The sequence below is a fragment of the Pseudomonas sp. SLFW genome (genome assembly GCF_009905615.1).
GTDB lineage: Bacteria > Pseudomonadota > Gammaproteobacteria > Pseudomonadales > Pseudomonadaceae > Aquipseudomonas > Aquipseudomonas bambusae.
Map to the genome: position 1 here is coordinate 93,996 of NZ_JAAAKW010000010.1, position 16,107 is coordinate 110,102.

A 16,107-nucleotide genomic window follows, 5' to 3' on the forward strand; every position below is an offset into this window, starting at 1 on the left:
GACGGACCTGAAATCGCCACCGTCTCTGCGCCGGGTTGCCTCGGCCTGAGACTGCGCGATTGTTGTTTTACTAAGAGGTAATGCGGTAAATGAGCGGCGACTTCCTCGCGCTGGCGCAGGCCGGTGTGCAAAAACTATCGCCTTACGTTCCCGGCAAGCCGGTGGACGAACTGGCGCGTGAACTGGATATCGATCCGGCTCGCATCATCAAACTGGCCAGTAACGAAAACCCGCTGGGCGGTAGTCCGAAAGCGCTGACAGCGATTCGTGAAGCGCTGGCCGAGCTGACCCGTTACCCCGATGGCAACGGCTTTGACCTCAAGCAGTTGCTGGCCGAGCGTTGCGGTGTCAAGCCCAATCAAGTGACGCTGGGCAACGGCTCCAACGACATCCTCGAAATCGTCGCCCGTGCCTACCTGGCTCCCGGCCTGAACGCGGTGTTCAGCGAACACGCCTTCGCGATCTACCCGATTGTCACCCAGGCCGTCGGTGCCGATGCCCGCGTGGCAAAAGCCAAGGATTGGGGGCATGACCTCCCGGCCATGCTCGCCGCCATCGACAGCAATACCCGAGTGGTCTTCATCGCTAACCCGAACAACCCGACCGGCACCTGGTTTGGCCCGCAGGCGCTGGCCGATTTTCTCGCCGCCGTACCCGACGACGTGCTGGTGGTGCTGGACGAGGCCTACATCGAGTACGCCTCGGGCACTGAGTTGCCGGACGGCCTGAGTTTCCTGGCCGACTACCCGAACCTGCTGGTGTCGCGGACGTTTTCCAAGGCTTACGGCCTCGCGTCCTTGCGTGTGGGCTACGGCCTGTCTTCGCCGGTCGTGGCCGACGTACTGAACCGTGTTCGTCAGCCGTTCAACGTCAACAGCCTCGCGCTGGTCGGAGCCTGTGCCGCGCTGGACGATGTGGCGTTCGTTGCAGAGAGTCGTCGTCTGAATGAAGCCGGCATGCAGCAACTGGAAGACGGTCTGCGCCAAATGGGCCTGGGCTGGATTCCGTCCAGAGCCAACTTCATCGCGGTCGATCTGGGCCGTGAAGCAGGCTCGGTTTATGAAGGTCTGCTGGGCGAGGGTGTGATCGTGCGCCCGGTCGCGGGTTACGGCATGCCCCACCATCTGCGCGTCAGCATTGGTCTGCCCGCCGAGAACACCCGCTTCCTTGAAGCCTTGAGCAAGGTTCTGGCGCGTGGTTGATGTCATGTCGGATGTCACGGCAGTGCAATCGACTGCGCCTATGATCGGCCGCCTGGTGGTGGTCGGGCTCGGTTTGATCGGGGGGTCGTTCGCCAAAGGTTTGAAAGAAAGCGGCCTGTGTCGCGAGGTGGTGGGCGTCGATCTCGACCCGCAATCGCGCAAGCTGGCCGTCGAACTGGGTGTCGTCGATCGCTGTGAAGACAATCTTGCTGCTGCCTGCATCGGTGCCGATGTTATTCAATTGGCCGTGCCGATCCTGGCGATGGAAAAACTGCTGGGCGTACTCGCGACCCTCGACCTCGGTGATGCCGTGCTGACCGACGTGGGCAGCGCCAAAGGCAATGTCGTGCGCGCCGCTCGCGAGGTGTTCGGCGCGATGCCTGCGCGTTTTGTGCCGGGCCACCCGATTGCCGGGTCCGAGCAGAGCGGTGTCGAGGCCTCGAATGCCCAGCTGTTCCGTCGTCACAAGGTCATCCTCACCCCGCTGCCCGAAACCGATCCCGCTGCGTTGGCGCTGGTTGACCGGATGTGGTCGGCGTTGGGGGCTGACGTTGAGCACATGCAGGTCGAGCGGCACGACGAAGTCCTCGCGGCGACCAGCCATCTGCCACATTTGCTGGCCTTTGGTCTGGTGGATTCGTTGGCCAAGCGCAACGAAAACCTGGAAATCTTCCGCTACGCAGCGGGCGGTTTCCGCGACTTCACCCGAATCGCGGGCAGTGATCCGGTCATGTGGCACGACATCTTCCTCGCCAACCGCGAGGCCGTGCTGCGCACCCTGGACACTTTCCGTCATGACCTCGATGCTTTGCGAGACGCCGTGGATGCGGGCGACGGCCATCAACTGCTCGGCGTATTCACCCGTGCTCGCGTGGCCCGCGAACATTTCGGCAAGATCCTCGCACGCCGTGCTTATGTCGAGAAAGTGGCTGCGGATGACCTGACGTTTGTGGCTCAGCCGGGCGGCAGCGTGCGTGGCCAGATCCGCGTGCCGGGCGACAAATCGATTTCCCATCGCGCAATCATGCTGGGTTCCCTCGCCGAAGGCACCACGGAAGTCGAAGGCTTCCTCGAAGGCGAAGACGCGTTGGCTACGTTGCAGGCCTTCCGCGACATGGGTGTGGTCATTGAAGGCCCGCACCATGGGCGTTTGACCATTCACGGTGTCGGCCTCAACGGGCTGAAGCCTGCGCCGGGTCCTATCTATCTCGGTAATTCCGGCACCTCGATGCGCCTGCTTTCCGGCTTGCTGGCGGCGCAGCGTTTCGACAGCGTGCTGACGGGCGACGCATCGTTGTCCAAACGTCCGATGGGGCGGATTGCTGAGCCGTTGCGGGAAATGGGTGCCGTGATCGACACCGCCGCTGACGGTCGCCCACCGCTGACCATTCGCGGCGGCCAATCGTTGAAAGGCATCTCTTACGTGATGCCGATGGCCAGCGCGCAGGTCAAATCCTGTCTGTTGTTGGCCGGCTTGTATGCCAGCGGCACGACGACCGTCACTGAGCCTGCGCCCACCCGTGACCACACTGAGCGTATGCTGCGTGGCTTTGGTTATCCGGTTTCAGGTAATGGTGCGACAGCGTCGGTCGAAGCGGGCAGTACGCTCAAGGCGACCCGCATCGAAGTGCCCGCCGATATTTCGTCTGCTGCGTTCTTTCTGGTCGCTGCGTCGATTGCCGAAGGCTCTGACCTGTTGCTCGAACACGTGGGCGTCAACCCGACGCGCACTGGCGTGATCGACATCTTGCGCCTGATGGGTGCCGACATTTCCGTGCACAACCTGCGTGAAGTCGGCGGCGAACCGGTGGCCGATCTGCGGGTCCGTTACGCGGCACTCAAGGGCATCGTAATTCCCGAGGCGCTGGTGCCGCTGGCCATTGACGAATTTCCGGTGATCTTCGTCGCGGCTGCCTGTGCGCAGGGGCGTACGGTGTTGCGCGGGGCGCAGGAATTGCGCGTCAAGGAATCCGACCGCATCCAGGTCATGGCCGAAGGTCTGGCCGCCTTGGGTGTGCGGGTTGAACCGACCGCCGATGGCCTCATTATTGAAGGTAGCAAGATCGGCGGCGGTGAAGTCAACGGTCATGGTGATCATCGTATTGCCATGGCTTTCAGTATCGCGTCGTTGCGCGCGTCAGCCCCGATTCGTATCCGGGACTGCGCCAATGTGGCGACTTCTTTCCCCAATTTCCTGGCGCTCTGCGGCCAGGTGGGTATTCGTGTAGCGCAAGAGGGGCAATCGTGAAAGCTCAAGCTCCGGTCATTACGATCGACGGACCAAGCGGTTCCGGAAAAGGAACAGTAGCCGGTCTGCTGGCCAAGCGTCTGGGTTGGTGCTTGCTGGATTCAGGCGCGCTGTATCGTCTACTGGCATTTGCGGCCCGCAATCATGGGGTCGATCTGACCAACGAAGAAGCGCTCAAGCTGCTGGCGGCGCACCTGGACGTGCAATTCGAGGCGGCGACCGGCGATCACGGTCAGCGCATCATTCTCGAAGGCGAAGAAGTGACTCTGGCGATCCGCAACGAGCAGATTGGCAGTGGCGCCTCGCAGGTGGCTTCGCTGCCCGCGGTGCGTGAGGCGCTGCTCCAGCGCCAGCGTGCGTTTCAGGAGTTTCCGGGCCTGATCGCCGATGGCCGCGACATGGGCACGGTGGTCTTTCCCGCCGCGCCGCTGAAGATTTTCCTGACGGCCAGTGCCGAAGAGCGTGCCCGTCGCCGATATTTGCAGTTGAAGGCGAAAGGGGACGATGTTAGTCTGTCGAGTCTGCTAGATGAGATACGTGTCCGCGACGAGCGCGACACCCAGCGAGCGGTAGCCCCGCTCAAACCGGCGCATGACGCCATCCAGCTGGATTCCACCGAATTGTCCATCGAGCAGGTGCTGGAACGCATCCTGAGTGAAGTCGCGCTTCGCGATCTCGCTGGATGACCAAGGAGCCATGTGGGAGACCAGTCACAGTCCCGCAGGCTTCCTTTCATATGAACGAAACCCACGTTGTCTGGAGCGTGGCAGATAGGCGGATTCTTCGCCTTTATCAACAGGAATTAAAATGAGCGAAAGCTTTGCAGAACTCTTTGAAGAAAGCCTGAAAACCCTCAATCTTCAGCCGGGTGCGATCATCACCGGTATCGTTGTCGACATCGACGGCGACTGGGTTACCGTACACGCTGGCCTGAAGTCCGAGGGCGTCATCCCGCTCGAGCAGTTCTACAACGATGCTGGCGAACTGACCATCAAGGTCGGTGACGAAGTACACGTTGCGCTGGACGCGGTCGAAGACGGCTTTGGCGAAACCAAACTGTCCCGCGAAAAAGCCAAGCGTGCTGAGTGCTGGATCGTTCTGGAAGCCGCTTTCGCAGCTGAAGAAGTGGTCAAGGGCGTTATCAACGGTAAGGTTAAAGGCGGCTTCACTGTCGACGTTAACGGCATCCGTGCGTTCCTGCCAGGTTCTCTGGTTGACGTCCGTCCAGTGCGCGACACCACGCACCTGGAAGGCAAAGAGCTGGAATTCAAGGTCATCAAGCTGGACCAGAAGCGCAACAACGTTGTCGTTTCCCGTCGCAGCGTCCTGGAAGCCGAGAACAGCGCCGAGCGCGAAGCTCTGCTGGAATCCCTGCAGGAAGGTCAGCAAGTCAAAGGTATCGTCAAGAACCTCACCGATTACGGCGCATTCGTCGATCTGGGTGGCGTCGATGGCCTGCTGCACATCACCGACATGGCTTGGAAGCGCATCAAGCATCCATCGGAAATCGTCAACGTTGGCGATGAGATCGATGTAAAAGTCCTGAAGTACGATCGTGAACGCAATCGTGTTTCCCTGGGCCTGAAGCAACTGGGTGAAGACCCATGGGTTGCTATCAAGGCACGTTACCCAGAAGGCACTCGCGTCACTGCACGCGTTACCAACCTGACCGACTACGGCTGCTTCGCAGAGCTGGAAGAAGGCGTGGAAGGCCTGGTACACGTTTCCGAAATGGACTGGACCAACAAGAACATCCACCCTTCGAAAGTCGTACAAGTCGGCGACGAAGTGGAAGTCATGGTTCTGGACATCGACGAAGAGCGTCGTCGTATCTCCCTGGGCATCAAGCAGTGCAAATCTAACCCATGGGAAGATTTCTCTGGCCAGTTCAACAAGGGCGACAAGATCTCCGGCACCATCAAGTCGATCACCGATTTCGGTATCTTCATTGGTCTGGACGGCGGCATCGACGGTCTGGTTCACCTGTCCGACATCTCCTGGAACGAAGTGGGCGAAGAAGCCGTGCGTCGCTTCAAGAAGGGCGACGAGCTCGACACCGTGATCCTGTCGGTTGATCCTGAGCGTGAGCGCATCTCGCTGGGTATCAAGCAACTGGAAAGCGATCCGTTCTCCGAGTACGTCACTGTCAATGACAAAGGCGCTATCGTTCGCGGTACCGTTAAAGAAGTTGACGCTAAAGGCGCCATCATCACTCTGGCCGACGACATCGAAGCCACTCTGAAAGCTTCCGAAATCAGCCGTGACCGCGTTGAAGACGCGCGTAACGTTCTGAAGGAAGGCGAAGAGATCGAAGCCAAGATCATCAGCGTTGACCGCAAGAGCCGCGTAATTAGCTTGTCCATCAAGTCGAAAGACGTTGAAGACGAGAAAGAAGCGATTCAGAGCCTGCGTAGCAAGCCTGAAACCGCTGAGAACACAGGTCCTACCACTCTGGGTGACCTGCTGCGTGCTCAAATGGAAAAACAGAACTGAGTTCTGTCTGACCGTTGAAAAAGGGCGACTTCGGTCGCCCTTTTTTGTGGGCGATGGTTTATGGGGGAACAGCCCCTCGAAGCGCCAATGGGTGTATTCCGCCAAGCCCCGGATTGACAAGGCCTGGACTGGATAATGGCCCCTTGCCTGGAAACGCTGTTCACATAAGTGGAAACATGGGCTGTTCAAAAACCTTAGGTCGTGCTAAAACCTTCAAAGCGCTTTACCTAGCTGCTTGAAAAAGAAGGGAAAAATATGACGAAGTCGGAGTTGATCGATCGAATTGTCACCCATCAAGGACTGCTCTCATCCAAAGATGTGGAGCTGGCCATCAAGACCATGCTTGAGCAGATGTCGCAGTGCCTCGCCACCGGCGACCGTATTGAGATACGGGGCTTTGGCAGCTTCTCCCTGCATTACCGCGCGCCTCGCGTGGGTCGCAATCCCAAGACCGGGCAGTCCGTCAGCCTCGACGGCAAGTTCGTCCCTCATTTCAAACCGGGCAAAGAGCTGCGCGACCGGGTGAACGAAGACGAGGAACACGAACTCCAATAGCCGTTGGAGGGAATACTCGATGCGAAATCTTAAACGTCTGATATTTTTTGTCGTCGTGCTGCTGATCGTGGCAGCGACGGTTGTGTTCATGCTTGAAAACCAACAGCCAGTGGCGTTGGTGTTTTTTGGCTGGGCGGCCCCTGAACTGTCGGTGGCTGTGCCGGTGATCTTCGCGCTCTTGGTGGGGATGCTGATCGGTCCTTTTCTGGCGTGGGCCACACGGCTTCGCCGCAAACCCAAACCGTCACGCTTGGCCTGAATATCGCGGCCTGGGGCCGCCTGACTTTCCAGAAGTGCAGTCTTTCATACGCACTAACATTTCCTGTCAGGAAATGTATTCCCGAATGCTTCCGAAAACTCTCGCAAAACCTTAACGGCTGAAGCCTGTATTCAGCACGGTTAAGCTGCGCCGCTTTTCAGCCAGCGGATCGGGAAGCAAGCTCATGATTTATCCAGACATCATTCATCACGGTGCAGGGGAGGGGGTTACAGGCTCCTGTCACCAATTGCAGCTGGATGCCGCCCACGGCCTGTTGATCGACTGCGGTTTGTTTCAAGGTCTTGAAGCGGATCTCCGGGAACGTTTCGGCATGTCAGCCGCGGTCGATTTCTCTGTAGAGACCCTGAAGCTGCTGATCGTGACGCATGTCCACGCTGATCACGTGGGCCGCATTCCCCAGTTGTTAGCGGCGGGTTTCAAAGGGCCAATCCTTTGCAGTGAGGCTTCTGCCAAATTGCTGCCGTTAGTGCTTGAGGATGCCTTCAAACTGGAGTGGGGTCGCGATACGCAACAGATCGCCCATTACCTGAAACTGATCGATGAACGCGTCATTGCGCTTCCGTTCGATACCTGGTTTAGCGTTGTCGAAACACCCGCAGTCACTTGTCGTATCCGTTTACAGCGCGCCGGTCATATTCTGGGTTCGGCCTATGTCGAATGCGATGTCAGTTACCCCCTTGAGCAGCGTCGCCGGCGTGTCGTGTTTTCCGGAGACCTGGGTTCATCCCACACGCCGATTCTGCCCGATCCCCAATCTCCCGAGCGCGCCGACGTGCTGGTGCTGGAAAGCACCTACGGAGATCGTCAGCATGAAGACCGCGCCACCCGGCAAGTCCGTCTTGAAGCCGTCATTGACAAGGCGTTGGCAGACCATGGCACTGTGCTGATCCCGGCATTCAGTGTGGGGCGGACTCAAGAGTTGCTGTATGAAATCGAAGATATCCTGCACCGCAAGGCGTTATTGGGCCTGAGCGAGGTATCCCCCTCGGTGGACACAGCACTGCCGGTCAATTGGCCGCTATTGCCCGTGATCCTAGATTCGCCGCTGGCTCAGCGATTGACTCAGGTGTATCAGTCATTTGATGACATGTGGGATGAGGAAGCCGTCGTGCGGCTCGGCAGCGGCCGTAAGCCCCTCGGCTTCAAACAGTTGATCACGATCAACAGCCACGCCCAGCATCTGCAAACCGTGAATTATCTGGCAAGTACAGGGCGGCCGGCGATTGTCATTGCCGGTCACGGGATGTGCGCGGGGGGACGAATCGTTGATTACCTCAAGGTCATGCTGGGTGATCCGCGCCACAACGTAGTGTTCACCGGGTATCAGGCGAAGGGCACCCCCGGTGCGGCCATTCAGGCTTATGGGCCAAAAGGTGGCTACGTCGAGCTCGACAAACAACGTTACGAGATAAAAGCCGGTGTGGAAAACCTCGGTGGCTACTCTGCCCATGCTGACCAAAAAGGTCTGGTGGACTTCGTCATGGGCATGGACGTGTTGCCGTCCGAAATCCGGCTGGTCCACGGCGAGCCGGAGGCGAAAAGAAAGCTTAAGCAGAAACTGGAAGCCCGCAGCGCCCATCGTTCGCATCGTCCCGTGGTGACGTGATGAATGCCTTGCGACGCTCATCACACCGTCACTGAATGGCCTGTATCGTTTTGATGGCGTGGGATGGCTTTATCAAATCATTCGAGACGGTTTTCTCCGTTTCGAAGATAATTACGCCTCAGTGATTAACAAAACTCGATTTTTACTGCCTAACCCTCGCCTCAAGCTGTTGTGCGCGAGGGTAGCGTGCAGTCCGATGGATGGGCTGCTTCATACTGAACAGAGGAACCTTCGGGTTTTTTCGTCGCATAGGTTTTTACACATGAATCCCGACTATCCCGTTATTCAGACCCGTTGCTTCAAAGCCTACGATATCCGTGGCCAGGTCCCCAATGATCTGGACGCAGACATCGCCTATCGGATTGGGCGCTCCATGGTGGTCGAACTGGGTGCCAAAAATATCGTGGTCGGCAGAGACATGCGTCTCGAAAGCCCGGCGCTGGCCCAGGCTTTGACCCAAGGTATCCTGGACGCTGGCGCGGATGTCATCGACATCGGATTGTGCGGAACCGAAGAAGTCTATTTTGCAACCAGCCACTACGTCGCAGATGGCGGGGTGATGGTCACAGCCAGTCATAACCCCAAGGGTTACAACGGCATGAAACTGGTCAAGGGCGAATCCCGTCCGATCAGTGGCGACACCGGCCTTGATGCCATTCGCCAGCGAGTAGACGCCGGCGACCTCGGCACGGTCGCCGCGCAGTCAGGTAGCGTCAAATCATGGCCCGACAAAGGCGCTTACATCAAGCACCTGCTCAAATATGTCGAAGGCGCCGAATTGCGTCCGTTGAAAATCCTCGCGGACCCTGGCAATGGCGCCGTCGGCCCAGCGCTGCAAGCGATCAAATCGCAGCTGCCCTTCGAATGGGTGATCATCAACGCCGAGCCCGACGGCAATTTCCCCAACGGCGTGCCCAACCCGCTTCTGCCCGAAAACCGCAGCATCACCCGTGATGCCTTGCTGGAGCACAAGTGTGACCTGGGGCTGGCGTGGGATGGCGACTTCGACCGCTGCTTCTTCTTCGATGAGCGCGGCCGTTTCGTCGAAGGCTACTACCTGGTCGGTCTGCTCGCGGAAATGCTACTCAAACAGCACCCTGGCTCGAAGATCATTCATGACCCGCGCCTGACCTGGAACACCATCGATCAGGTCAATCTGGCGGGGGGCACGCCGGTGCTGTGCAAGACCGGTCACGCCTTCATCAAGGAACGCATGCGCAAGGAAGACGCGGTTTACGGCGGCGAGATGAGCGCGCACCACTACTTCCGCGACTTCGCCTACTGCGACAGCGGCATGATCCCTTGGCTCTTGGTCACGGCGCTGATGTCCGTTTCCGGCAAGACGTTCTCTCAACTGGTGGATGAACGCATGGCCGCCTACCCGTGCAGCGGCGAGATCAACTACAAGGTGACGGACGTCAAAGCCATCATCGGCAAAGTGCTGGACCATTACACCCCGATCTGTTCGAACATCGACAAAACGGACGGCATCAGCCTTGAATTCCCTGAATGGCGCTTTAATCTGCGCGGCTCCAACACTGAGCCGCTGCTGCGTCTGAACGTCGAAAGCCGACGCGACCCACAGCTGGTCGAGGCCAAGGTCAAGGAGATCGAGCAACTGCTCAACGGCGGCTGATCCAACACGGTGGTGGCCCTGATGCTCCCGGCATCCAGGGCCGTCGCTGTTTTTTTATTTAAATGACAGTGGTAGCGGTAGTCAGGCAGTCGACCTTTTTATAACGGATCAAAAATGAATCATTGGTGGTTGGCGGTCGCTGTAATCGGCTGTTCTTTCGCGTTTACCTATTGGCTTCGGCGCTATGCATTGCATAAAAGCCTGCTGGATATTCCCAATGGCAGAAGCTCGCATACTGTCCCGACGCCTCGTGGCGGCGGTGTAGCCATTGTCGTGAGCTACCTGGTGGCGCTCGCGGTGCTGTTCGGCGAAGGCGTGCTGAGTTCAGCGGCATTTGCGGCCATGGCGGGGGCTGGTCTGGGCATCGCAGCGCTTGGTTTTCTGGACGATCACGGGCATGTCGCTGCGCGTTGGCGTCTCCTGGGCCATTTTTTCGCCGCCATCTGGGCATTGTGCTGGCTGGGCGGACTGCCGCCGGTGACCTTTTTCGGTGCAACGTTTGAGTTGAGCTGGATCGGCCATGGGCTGGCGGCGCTCTATCTGGTGTGGTTGTTGAACCTCTATAACTTCATGGACGGTATCGATGGCATTGCCAGTGTCGAAGCGGTCTGCGTGTGCCTGGGGGCCGCGCTGATCTACCTCTTGGGCGACCATGCCGAGATGACGTGGCAACCGTTGCTGCTGGCCGCTGCGGTTTTCGGTTTCCTGATCTGGAACTTTCCCCCTGCGAAAATCTTCATGGGGGATGCCGGAAGCGGGTTTTTGGGCATCATATTGGGCGTTCTGTCACTGCAGGCCGCGTGGATTTCCTCGCAGTTACTCTGGGCATGGCTTATTCTTCTCGGGGTTTTCATCGTAGACGCTACAGTTACCCTCATCCGTCGCCTCGTCCGAGGAGACAAGATCTATGAGGCTCACCGAAGTCATGCTTACCAATTCGCCTCGCGCAGATATGGCAAGCACCTTCCAGTGACGTCCGCAGTCGGTGTAATCAACCTGTTCTGGCTTTTGCCGGTCGCCATTGCGGTCACCCACTTCGGTGTCGATGGGGCGACCGGTCTGATCGTCGCTTATGTCCCGTTGGTGATCCTGGCGATCGGGTTCAGGGCAGGACAACTTGAACGGAGCTGAATGCCCCGTCGGGCGGCAGGGGTGGTGTATTTCTTGCGTAATGCTGGAATCAAGCACCCATGTTTCAGGTCGATAGGAGATTGAACTCGTGATCGAGGGATTCATGGAAAAGTTGCGCGTCATGTTGCTCGCGTTGCCGCGTCGTTATAAACGAATCATTCAGGTCGCGACAGACGTCTGCCTGGTCTGGTTCGCGCTGTGGATGGCCTTCGTGGTCCGCCTCGGCATCGACGACCTGATCAATCCACTGACCATTCACACCTGGCTGTTTGCTAGCGCGCCTGTCATTGCCATTCCCTTGTTCATCCGAATTGGCATGTACCGGGCGGTCATGCGCTATTTCGGCAATGACGCGCTGGTGGCGATCATCAAGGCGGTCAGCCTGTCGGCGCTGATTCTGGGCGTTGTCGTGTATCTCTACAGCAACCATCAGCACGTCGTGCCGCGCTCGGTAATGTTCAACTACTGGTGGTTGAGCCTGGTGATGATCGGTGGCCTGCGCCTCGCAATGCGTCAGTATTTTTTGGGCGACTGGTTCTCCGCCGTGCAGCATGTGCCTTTCGCTACGCGGGACGACGGATTGCCGAAAGTCGCGATCTACGGCGCAGGCGCGGCAGGTAACCAGTTGGTGGCGGCGCTTCGGATGGGCCGTTCGATGCGCCCAGTGGCGTTTATCGACGATGACGATTCCATCTCCAATCGGGTGATTTCCGGGCTGCAGGTGTACAAGCCCAAGCACATCCAGCAAATGATCGACGTGACCGGGGCACAGGAGATACTGCTGGCGATCCCGTCCTCGGCCAGAGCCCGTCGTCGGGAAATCCTCGGATTTCTGGAAGGGTTCCCGCTTCACGTGCGCAGTGTGCCGAATTTTTCCGATCTGGCTGCTGGCCGGGTGAAAGTCGATGACCTTCAGGAAGTCGACATCGCTGACCTGTTGGGACGCGATGCCGTTCCCGCCCAGGAAGACCTGCTGGAGCACTGCATCAAGAATCAATGCGTGCTGGTGACCGGGGCGGGTGGCTCGATCGGTTCGGAGCTGTGCCGTCAGATCGTGCTGCACAAACCCACCACGCTGTTGCTGCTGGACCACAGCGAGTTCAACCTCTATACGATCCTCTCGGAACTGGAGCGACGCATTGCGCGTGAGTCCCTGAAGGTCAAAGTACTGCCGATCCTTGGCTCCGTGCGTAACCATGCCAAGTTGCTGGACGTGATGAAGACCTGGCGGGTGGACACCGTTTACCACGCTGCGGCCTATAAACACGTGCCAATGGTCGAGCACAATATTGCTGAAGGCGTGATCAACAACGTGGTAGGGACATTGAACGCGGCGCAGGCGGCGTTGCAGGCGGGGGTCTCCAACTTTGTGCTGATTTCCACCGACAAGGCCGTACGACCCACCAACATCATGGGCAGCACCAAGCGGCTGGCCGAGCTGATCTTGCAGGCATTGAGTCGCGAAACAGCGCCAGTGATGTTCGGCGACCGGGCGAACGTGCACCAAGTGAACAAGACCCGATTCATCATGGTGCGATTCGGCAACGTGCTGGGCTCGTCCGGCTCGGTGATTCCGCTGTTCCACTCGCAGATCAAATCCGGCGGTCCCCTGACCGTTACGCACCCGAAGATCACCCGGTACTTCATGACCATCCCAGAAGCCGCGCAGTTGGTGATTCAGGCGGGTTCGATGGGGCAGGGTGGCGACGTGTTTGTGCTCGACATGGGCGAGCCGGTGAAAATCATCGAACTGGCCGAGAAGATGGTTCATCTGTCAGGGCTCAGCATCCGTTCAGACAAGAACCCTCATGGCGACATCTCCATTGAGTTCACCGGGCTGCGTCCGGGTGAGAAGCTCTACGAGGAGCTGTTGATCGGCGACAACGTGGCGGTGACCAGTCACCCGATGATCATGAGCGCTCAAGAGGATCACCTGTCGTGGGATGCGTTCAAGCAGAGCCTGACGCTGCTCCTCAAGGCGCTGGATGACGATGATTACGACAAGGTGCGCCAGATCCTCGGCGATACGGTCAGCGGCTACGCACCGGAAGGTGAGATCGTCGACTGGATTCACCAACAACGCCGTCACGAGCCGTGAGTCCGACACTTCCGCTTACGCTGTGATTTTTTCTGCTTAATCGCTGTAGCGCCCGTATTCCTTAGGCTTGCGGGCGGTACACATTCCGTCACTCATCCCCGCATTGACCCTTCATGACCATCGTCTAGGTTTGGAAAGCAGCTCAGGAATGCTGTTTCCCCACCCACGATGTCATGGAGCGTTACTCATGCGTATGTCCTATCTGTCGTCCCTCCTGTTCGGCCTGCTGGCCAGCACTTCCGTTGCCATCAACGCGGCACCCGCCACTTCGGCAACTCCCAACGCCCCCGCGCCTGTGGTCGCTGCACCTTCGGAGCAGAGCGAGCGTATCAACCTCAACACCGCCTCTGCGGAAGCCCTGCAAAAAACGCTGTCAGGAATCGGTGCAGCCAAGGCGGAGGCGATCGTCGCCTATCGTGACGAAAACGGCGCGTTTACGTCGGTCGATGAGTTGATCGAAGTCAAAGGTATCGGCAAGGCATTGCTGGACAAAAATCGGGATAAACTCGCCATCGACTGACCACTGCATAACATGGAAAAGACCGATCATTGATCGGTCTTTTTTTTGGCCGTAGCCCGGGGCTTGTCGCTGTAACGGAGCAGCGAGGGGTTGACATTGAAAATGTCGTTCAACATATAATTTTCTAAATTATGGGCGTAATATGCGCTCGTTGCTATTCTCACTGTCCACGGAGAAACCCCATGAGCACGACCCACACCCAAGGTACAGCCCTGATCACCGGCGCTTCTTCAGGCATCGGTGCCACGTACGCAAACCGGTTGGCCAAACGGGGATACGACCTGTTGTTGGTTGCCCGGGATCAGACACGGCTTGAGGCGCTGGCCGCCGATCTGCGCAAGACCACGTCCGTCGACGTTGAAGTGCTCAAGGCCGATCTCACCAACGCGTCAGACATTTCCACGGTCGAGCAACGCTTGCGCAACGACGCTTCGATCACGCTTCTGTTGAACAACGCCGGTGTGGCCTCCAACAGTCCGTTGGCAGAGGCCGACCTGAACGAAGTCAATCGCCTCATTCAGCTCAATATCGTGGCCCTGACTCACCTGGCATCGGCCGCAGCGGCTGGCTTCCTGGCGCGTGGGCGTGGCGCTATCGTCAATATCGCCTCGGTGGTGCCGATGATCCCCGAGCGCTTCAACGCCGTGTACACCGCCAGCAAGGCCTATGTGCTGAGCCTGACCCAGTCGTTGAACGCTGAGATTGGCGACAAGGGCGTGCAGGTCCAGGCCGTCATGCCTGGGGCGACGCGCACCGAAATCTGGGAGCGCGCAGGCATGGACCTGAACGCATTTCCCCCTGAGATGGTGATGGACGTGAACGAGATGGTTGACGCGGCCTTGGCCGGGTTCGACCAGAAAGAGCTGGTGACCATTCCATCGCTGGCCAACGCTGCCGACTGGGATGCTTTCGTCAACGCGCGCTTGGCACTGGGTCCGAATCTTTCGTTGCAGCACGCGGCAGCGCGCTACAAAACGCCAGGCGCTTGAATGGGCGTCGGGTCTACGTACTGAAAGCTGAAAAGGTGAACGCATGAGCGAACGTCGCATTGTAGTGACGGGGATGGGACTGGTGACGCCATTGGGCACCGGGGTCGAGGCTGTATGGCGCCGATTGCTTGAAGGGCGTTCCGGCATCGTCCGGTTGCCTGACGAAACCGTGGCGGATTTACCTGGCAAAGTGGGCGGCGTCGTGCCACTGCTGGCTGACGACCCCGAGGCGGGGTTCGATGCCGACAAGGCAGCGCCCCCCAAAGAACAGAAGAAAATGGACCGCTTCATTCTGTTCGCCCTCGCGGCGGCTCAAGAAGCGGTCGCACAGGCGGGTTGGACCCCTTCGACAGAAGAGGAGCGTGAGCGCACGGCGACGATCATCGGCTCCGGCATCGGCGGCTTCGTGTCCATTTCGGATGCCGTACGCACCACTGATAGCCGTGGCCCGCGCCGACTGTCGCCGTTCACCATCCCGTCGTTTCTGGTCAATCTGGCCGCGGGGCACGTGTCGATTCAGCACGGCTTCAAAGGTCCGTTGGGCGCACCGGTGACGGCGTGTGCCGCTGGGGTGCAAGCCATTGGCGACGCGGCGCGGATGATTCTGGCCGGTGAGGCCGACGTCGCCATCTGTGGCGGCGCTGAAGCCTGTGTTGATCGCGTGGCGCTGGGCGGCTTTGCGGCGGCGCGGGCGTTGTCGAGCGACTTCAACGACACGCCAGAGCGTGCGTCCCGCCCCTTTGATCGTGATCGCGACGGGTTTGTCATGGGCGAGGGCGCAGGCATCGTCGTGATCGAAACCCTGGAACACGCGCTGGCCCGGGGTGCGAAACCCATCGTCGAACTGGTGGGTTATGGCACCAGCGCCGATGCCTATCACCTGACGGCAGGTCCGGAAGATGGCAGCGGGGCGCGTCGTGCGATGCAGGCGGCGATTCGTCAGGCGGGCATCAAACCGTCAGACATTCAGCACCTCAACGCGCACGCCACCTCCACGCCGGTGGGCGACAAAGGAGAAATGGCGGCGATCAAAACGCTGTTCGGCGACCAGAATGGCATCGCGGTCACTTCAACCAAATCCGCTACCGGGCACTTGTTGGGTGCAGCGGGCGGGATCGAAGCGATCTTCACTGCGTTGGCCATTCGCGACCAGATCGCCCCGATGACGCTCAATCTGGACAATCCGGACGAAGCCGCCACAGGGATCGACATCGTGCACGGCGAGGCACGCCCGATGGCGATCGAGTACGCATTGTCGAACGGGTTCGGCTTTGGCGGGGTGAACGCGAGCGCGCTGTTCCGACGCTGGCATCCTTGAGGCAACGAAAAAGCCCCTGACGGTCATGTCA

The 16,107-nt window shown here is 59.0% G+C and carries 13 protein-coding genes; all 13 read left to right on the plus strand.

All coding sequences use genetic code 11. The features are described 5' to 3' along the window. The first annotated feature begins 89 nt into the window (after positions 1 to 89). The 13 genes from hisC (at position 90) to fabF (ending at position 16,076) form a co-directional block, all read left to right on the plus strand. Positions 90 to 1,202, plus strand: coding sequence for a histidinol-phosphate transaminase (gene hisC, locus GVN17_RS18365; protein ID WP_166596676.1), 1,113 nt, complete (start codon positions 90 to 92; stop codon positions 1,200 to 1,202). Positions 1,203 to 1,242: 40 nt separating this feature from the next. After that, positions 1,243 to 3,450, plus strand: a complete 2,208-nt coding sequence (locus tag GVN17_RS18370; RefSeq protein ID WP_256665304.1) for a bifunctional prephenate dehydrogenase/3-phosphoshikimate 1-carboxyvinyltransferase — start codon at positions 1,243 to 1,245, stop codon at positions 3,448 to 3,450. Next, positions 3,447 to 4,136, plus strand: coding sequence for a (d)CMP kinase (cmk, locus tag GVN17_RS18375; protein ID WP_166596678.1), 690 nt, complete (start codon positions 3,447 to 3,449; stop codon positions 4,134 to 4,136). Before GVN17_RS18370 ends, cmk begins: the two co-directional genes overlap by 4 nt. Before the next feature lie 121 nt (positions 4,137 to 4,257). Continuing rightward, positions 4,258 to 5,943 (plus strand): 30S ribosomal protein S1, encoded by a 1,686-nt coding sequence (rpsA, locus tag GVN17_RS18380; RefSeq protein ID WP_081567543.1) that lies wholly within the window; start codon positions 4,258 to 4,260, stop codon positions 5,941 to 5,943. Positions 5,944 to 6,198: 255 nt separating this feature from the next. After that, a complete protein-coding gene (gene ihfB / locus GVN17_RS18385) occupies positions 6,199 to 6,498 on the plus strand; it encodes an integration host factor subunit beta (protein ID WP_166596679.1) in 300 nt (99 codons plus the stop codon). 19 nt (positions 6,499 to 6,517) lie between these two features. Further along, entirely contained in the window at positions 6,518 to 6,757 is a 240-nt protein-coding gene (locus GVN17_RS18390; RefSeq protein ID WP_166596680.1) for a lipopolysaccharide assembly protein LapA domain-containing protein, read from the plus strand. 184 nt (positions 6,758 to 6,941) lie between these two features. Then, positions 6,942 to 8,384 carry an MBL fold metallo-hydrolase RNA specificity domain-containing protein gene (locus tag GVN17_RS18395; protein WP_166596681.1) on the plus strand — a complete coding sequence of 481 codons (1,443 nt, stop codon included), beginning with the start codon at positions 6,942 to 6,944 and terminating at the stop codon, positions 8,382 to 8,384. 262 nt (positions 8,385 to 8,646) lie between these two features. Then, positions 8,647 to 10,020, plus strand: a complete 1,374-nt coding sequence (locus GVN17_RS18400) for a phosphomannomutase (RefSeq protein WP_166596682.1) — start codon at positions 8,647 to 8,649, stop codon at positions 10,018 to 10,020. Positions 10,021 to 10,134: 114 nt separating this feature from the next. Then, complete coding sequence (locus GVN17_RS18405; protein WP_166596683.1) at positions 10,135 to 11,151, plus strand: glycosyltransferase family 4 protein; 1,017 nt, start codon at positions 10,135 to 10,137, stop codon at positions 11,149 to 11,151. 103 nt (positions 11,152 to 11,254) lie between these two features. Beyond that, entirely contained in the window at positions 11,255 to 13,249 is a 1,995-nt protein-coding gene (locus tag GVN17_RS18410; protein ID WP_166596684.1) for a nucleoside-diphosphate sugar epimerase/dehydratase, read from the plus strand. 187 nt (positions 13,250 to 13,436) lie between these two features. After that, positions 13,437 to 13,769 carry a helix-hairpin-helix domain-containing protein gene (locus GVN17_RS18415; RefSeq protein ID WP_166596685.1) on the plus strand — a complete coding sequence of 111 codons (333 nt, stop codon included), beginning with the start codon at positions 13,437 to 13,439 and terminating at the stop codon, positions 13,767 to 13,769. Between the two features lie 182 nt (positions 13,770 to 13,951). Further along, positions 13,952 to 14,758, plus strand: a complete 807-nt coding sequence (locus GVN17_RS18420) for an SDR family oxidoreductase (RefSeq protein ID WP_166596686.1) — start codon at positions 13,952 to 13,954, stop codon at positions 14,756 to 14,758. 43 nt (positions 14,759 to 14,801) lie between these two features. Beyond that, the gene (gene fabF / locus GVN17_RS18425) at positions 14,802 to 16,076 is read left to right on the plus strand and encodes a beta-ketoacyl-ACP synthase II (protein WP_166596687.1); all 1,275 of its coding nucleotides are present in this window, start codon (positions 14,802 to 14,804) and stop codon (positions 16,074 to 16,076) included. The last annotated feature ends 31 nt before the right edge of the window (positions 16,077 to 16,107 follow it).

Excerpts from the sequence above, each read along its gene's own strand:
- GVN17_RS18395 (WP_166596681.1), top strand. The coding sequence starts at position 6,942 with ATGATTTATCCAGACATCATTCATCACGGTGCAGGGGAGGGGGTTACA.
- fabF (WP_166596687.1), top strand. The coding sequence starts at position 14,802 with ATGAGCGAACGTCGCATTGTAGTGACGGGGATGGGACTGGTGACGCCA.
- GVN17_RS18415 (WP_166596685.1), top strand. The coding sequence starts at position 13,437 with ATGCGTATGTCCTATCTGTCGTCCCTCCTGTTCGGCCTGCTGGCCAGC.
- GVN17_RS18405 (WP_166596683.1), top strand. The coding sequence starts at position 10,135 with ATGAATCATTGGTGGTTGGCGGTCGCTGTAATCGGCTGTTCTTTCGCG.
- GVN17_RS18420 (WP_166596686.1), top strand. The coding sequence starts at position 13,952 with ATGAGCACGACCCACACCCAAGGTACAGCCCTGATCACCGGCGCTTCT.
- GVN17_RS18370 (WP_256665304.1), top strand. The coding sequence starts at position 1,243 with ATGATCGGCCGCCTGGTGGTGGTCGGGCTCGGTTTGATCGGGGGGTCG.
- hisC (WP_166596676.1), top strand. The coding sequence starts at position 90 with ATGAGCGGCGACTTCCTCGCGCTGGCGCAGGCCGGTGTGCAAAAACTA.
- rpsA (WP_081567543.1), top strand. The coding sequence starts at position 4,258 with ATGAGCGAAAGCTTTGCAGAACTCTTTGAAGAAAGCCTGAAAACCCTC.
- GVN17_RS18400 (WP_166596682.1), top strand. The coding sequence starts at position 8,647 with ATGAATCCCGACTATCCCGTTATTCAGACCCGTTGCTTCAAAGCCTAC.
- GVN17_RS18390 (WP_166596680.1), top strand. The coding sequence starts at position 6,518 with ATGCGAAATCTTAAACGTCTGATATTTTTTGTCGTCGTGCTGCTGATC.
- ihfB (WP_166596679.1), top strand. The coding sequence starts at position 6,199 with ATGACGAAGTCGGAGTTGATCGATCGAATTGTCACCCATCAAGGACTG.
- GVN17_RS18410 (WP_166596684.1), top strand. The coding sequence starts at position 11,255 with ATGGAAAAGTTGCGCGTCATGTTGCTCGCGTTGCCGCGTCGTTATAAA.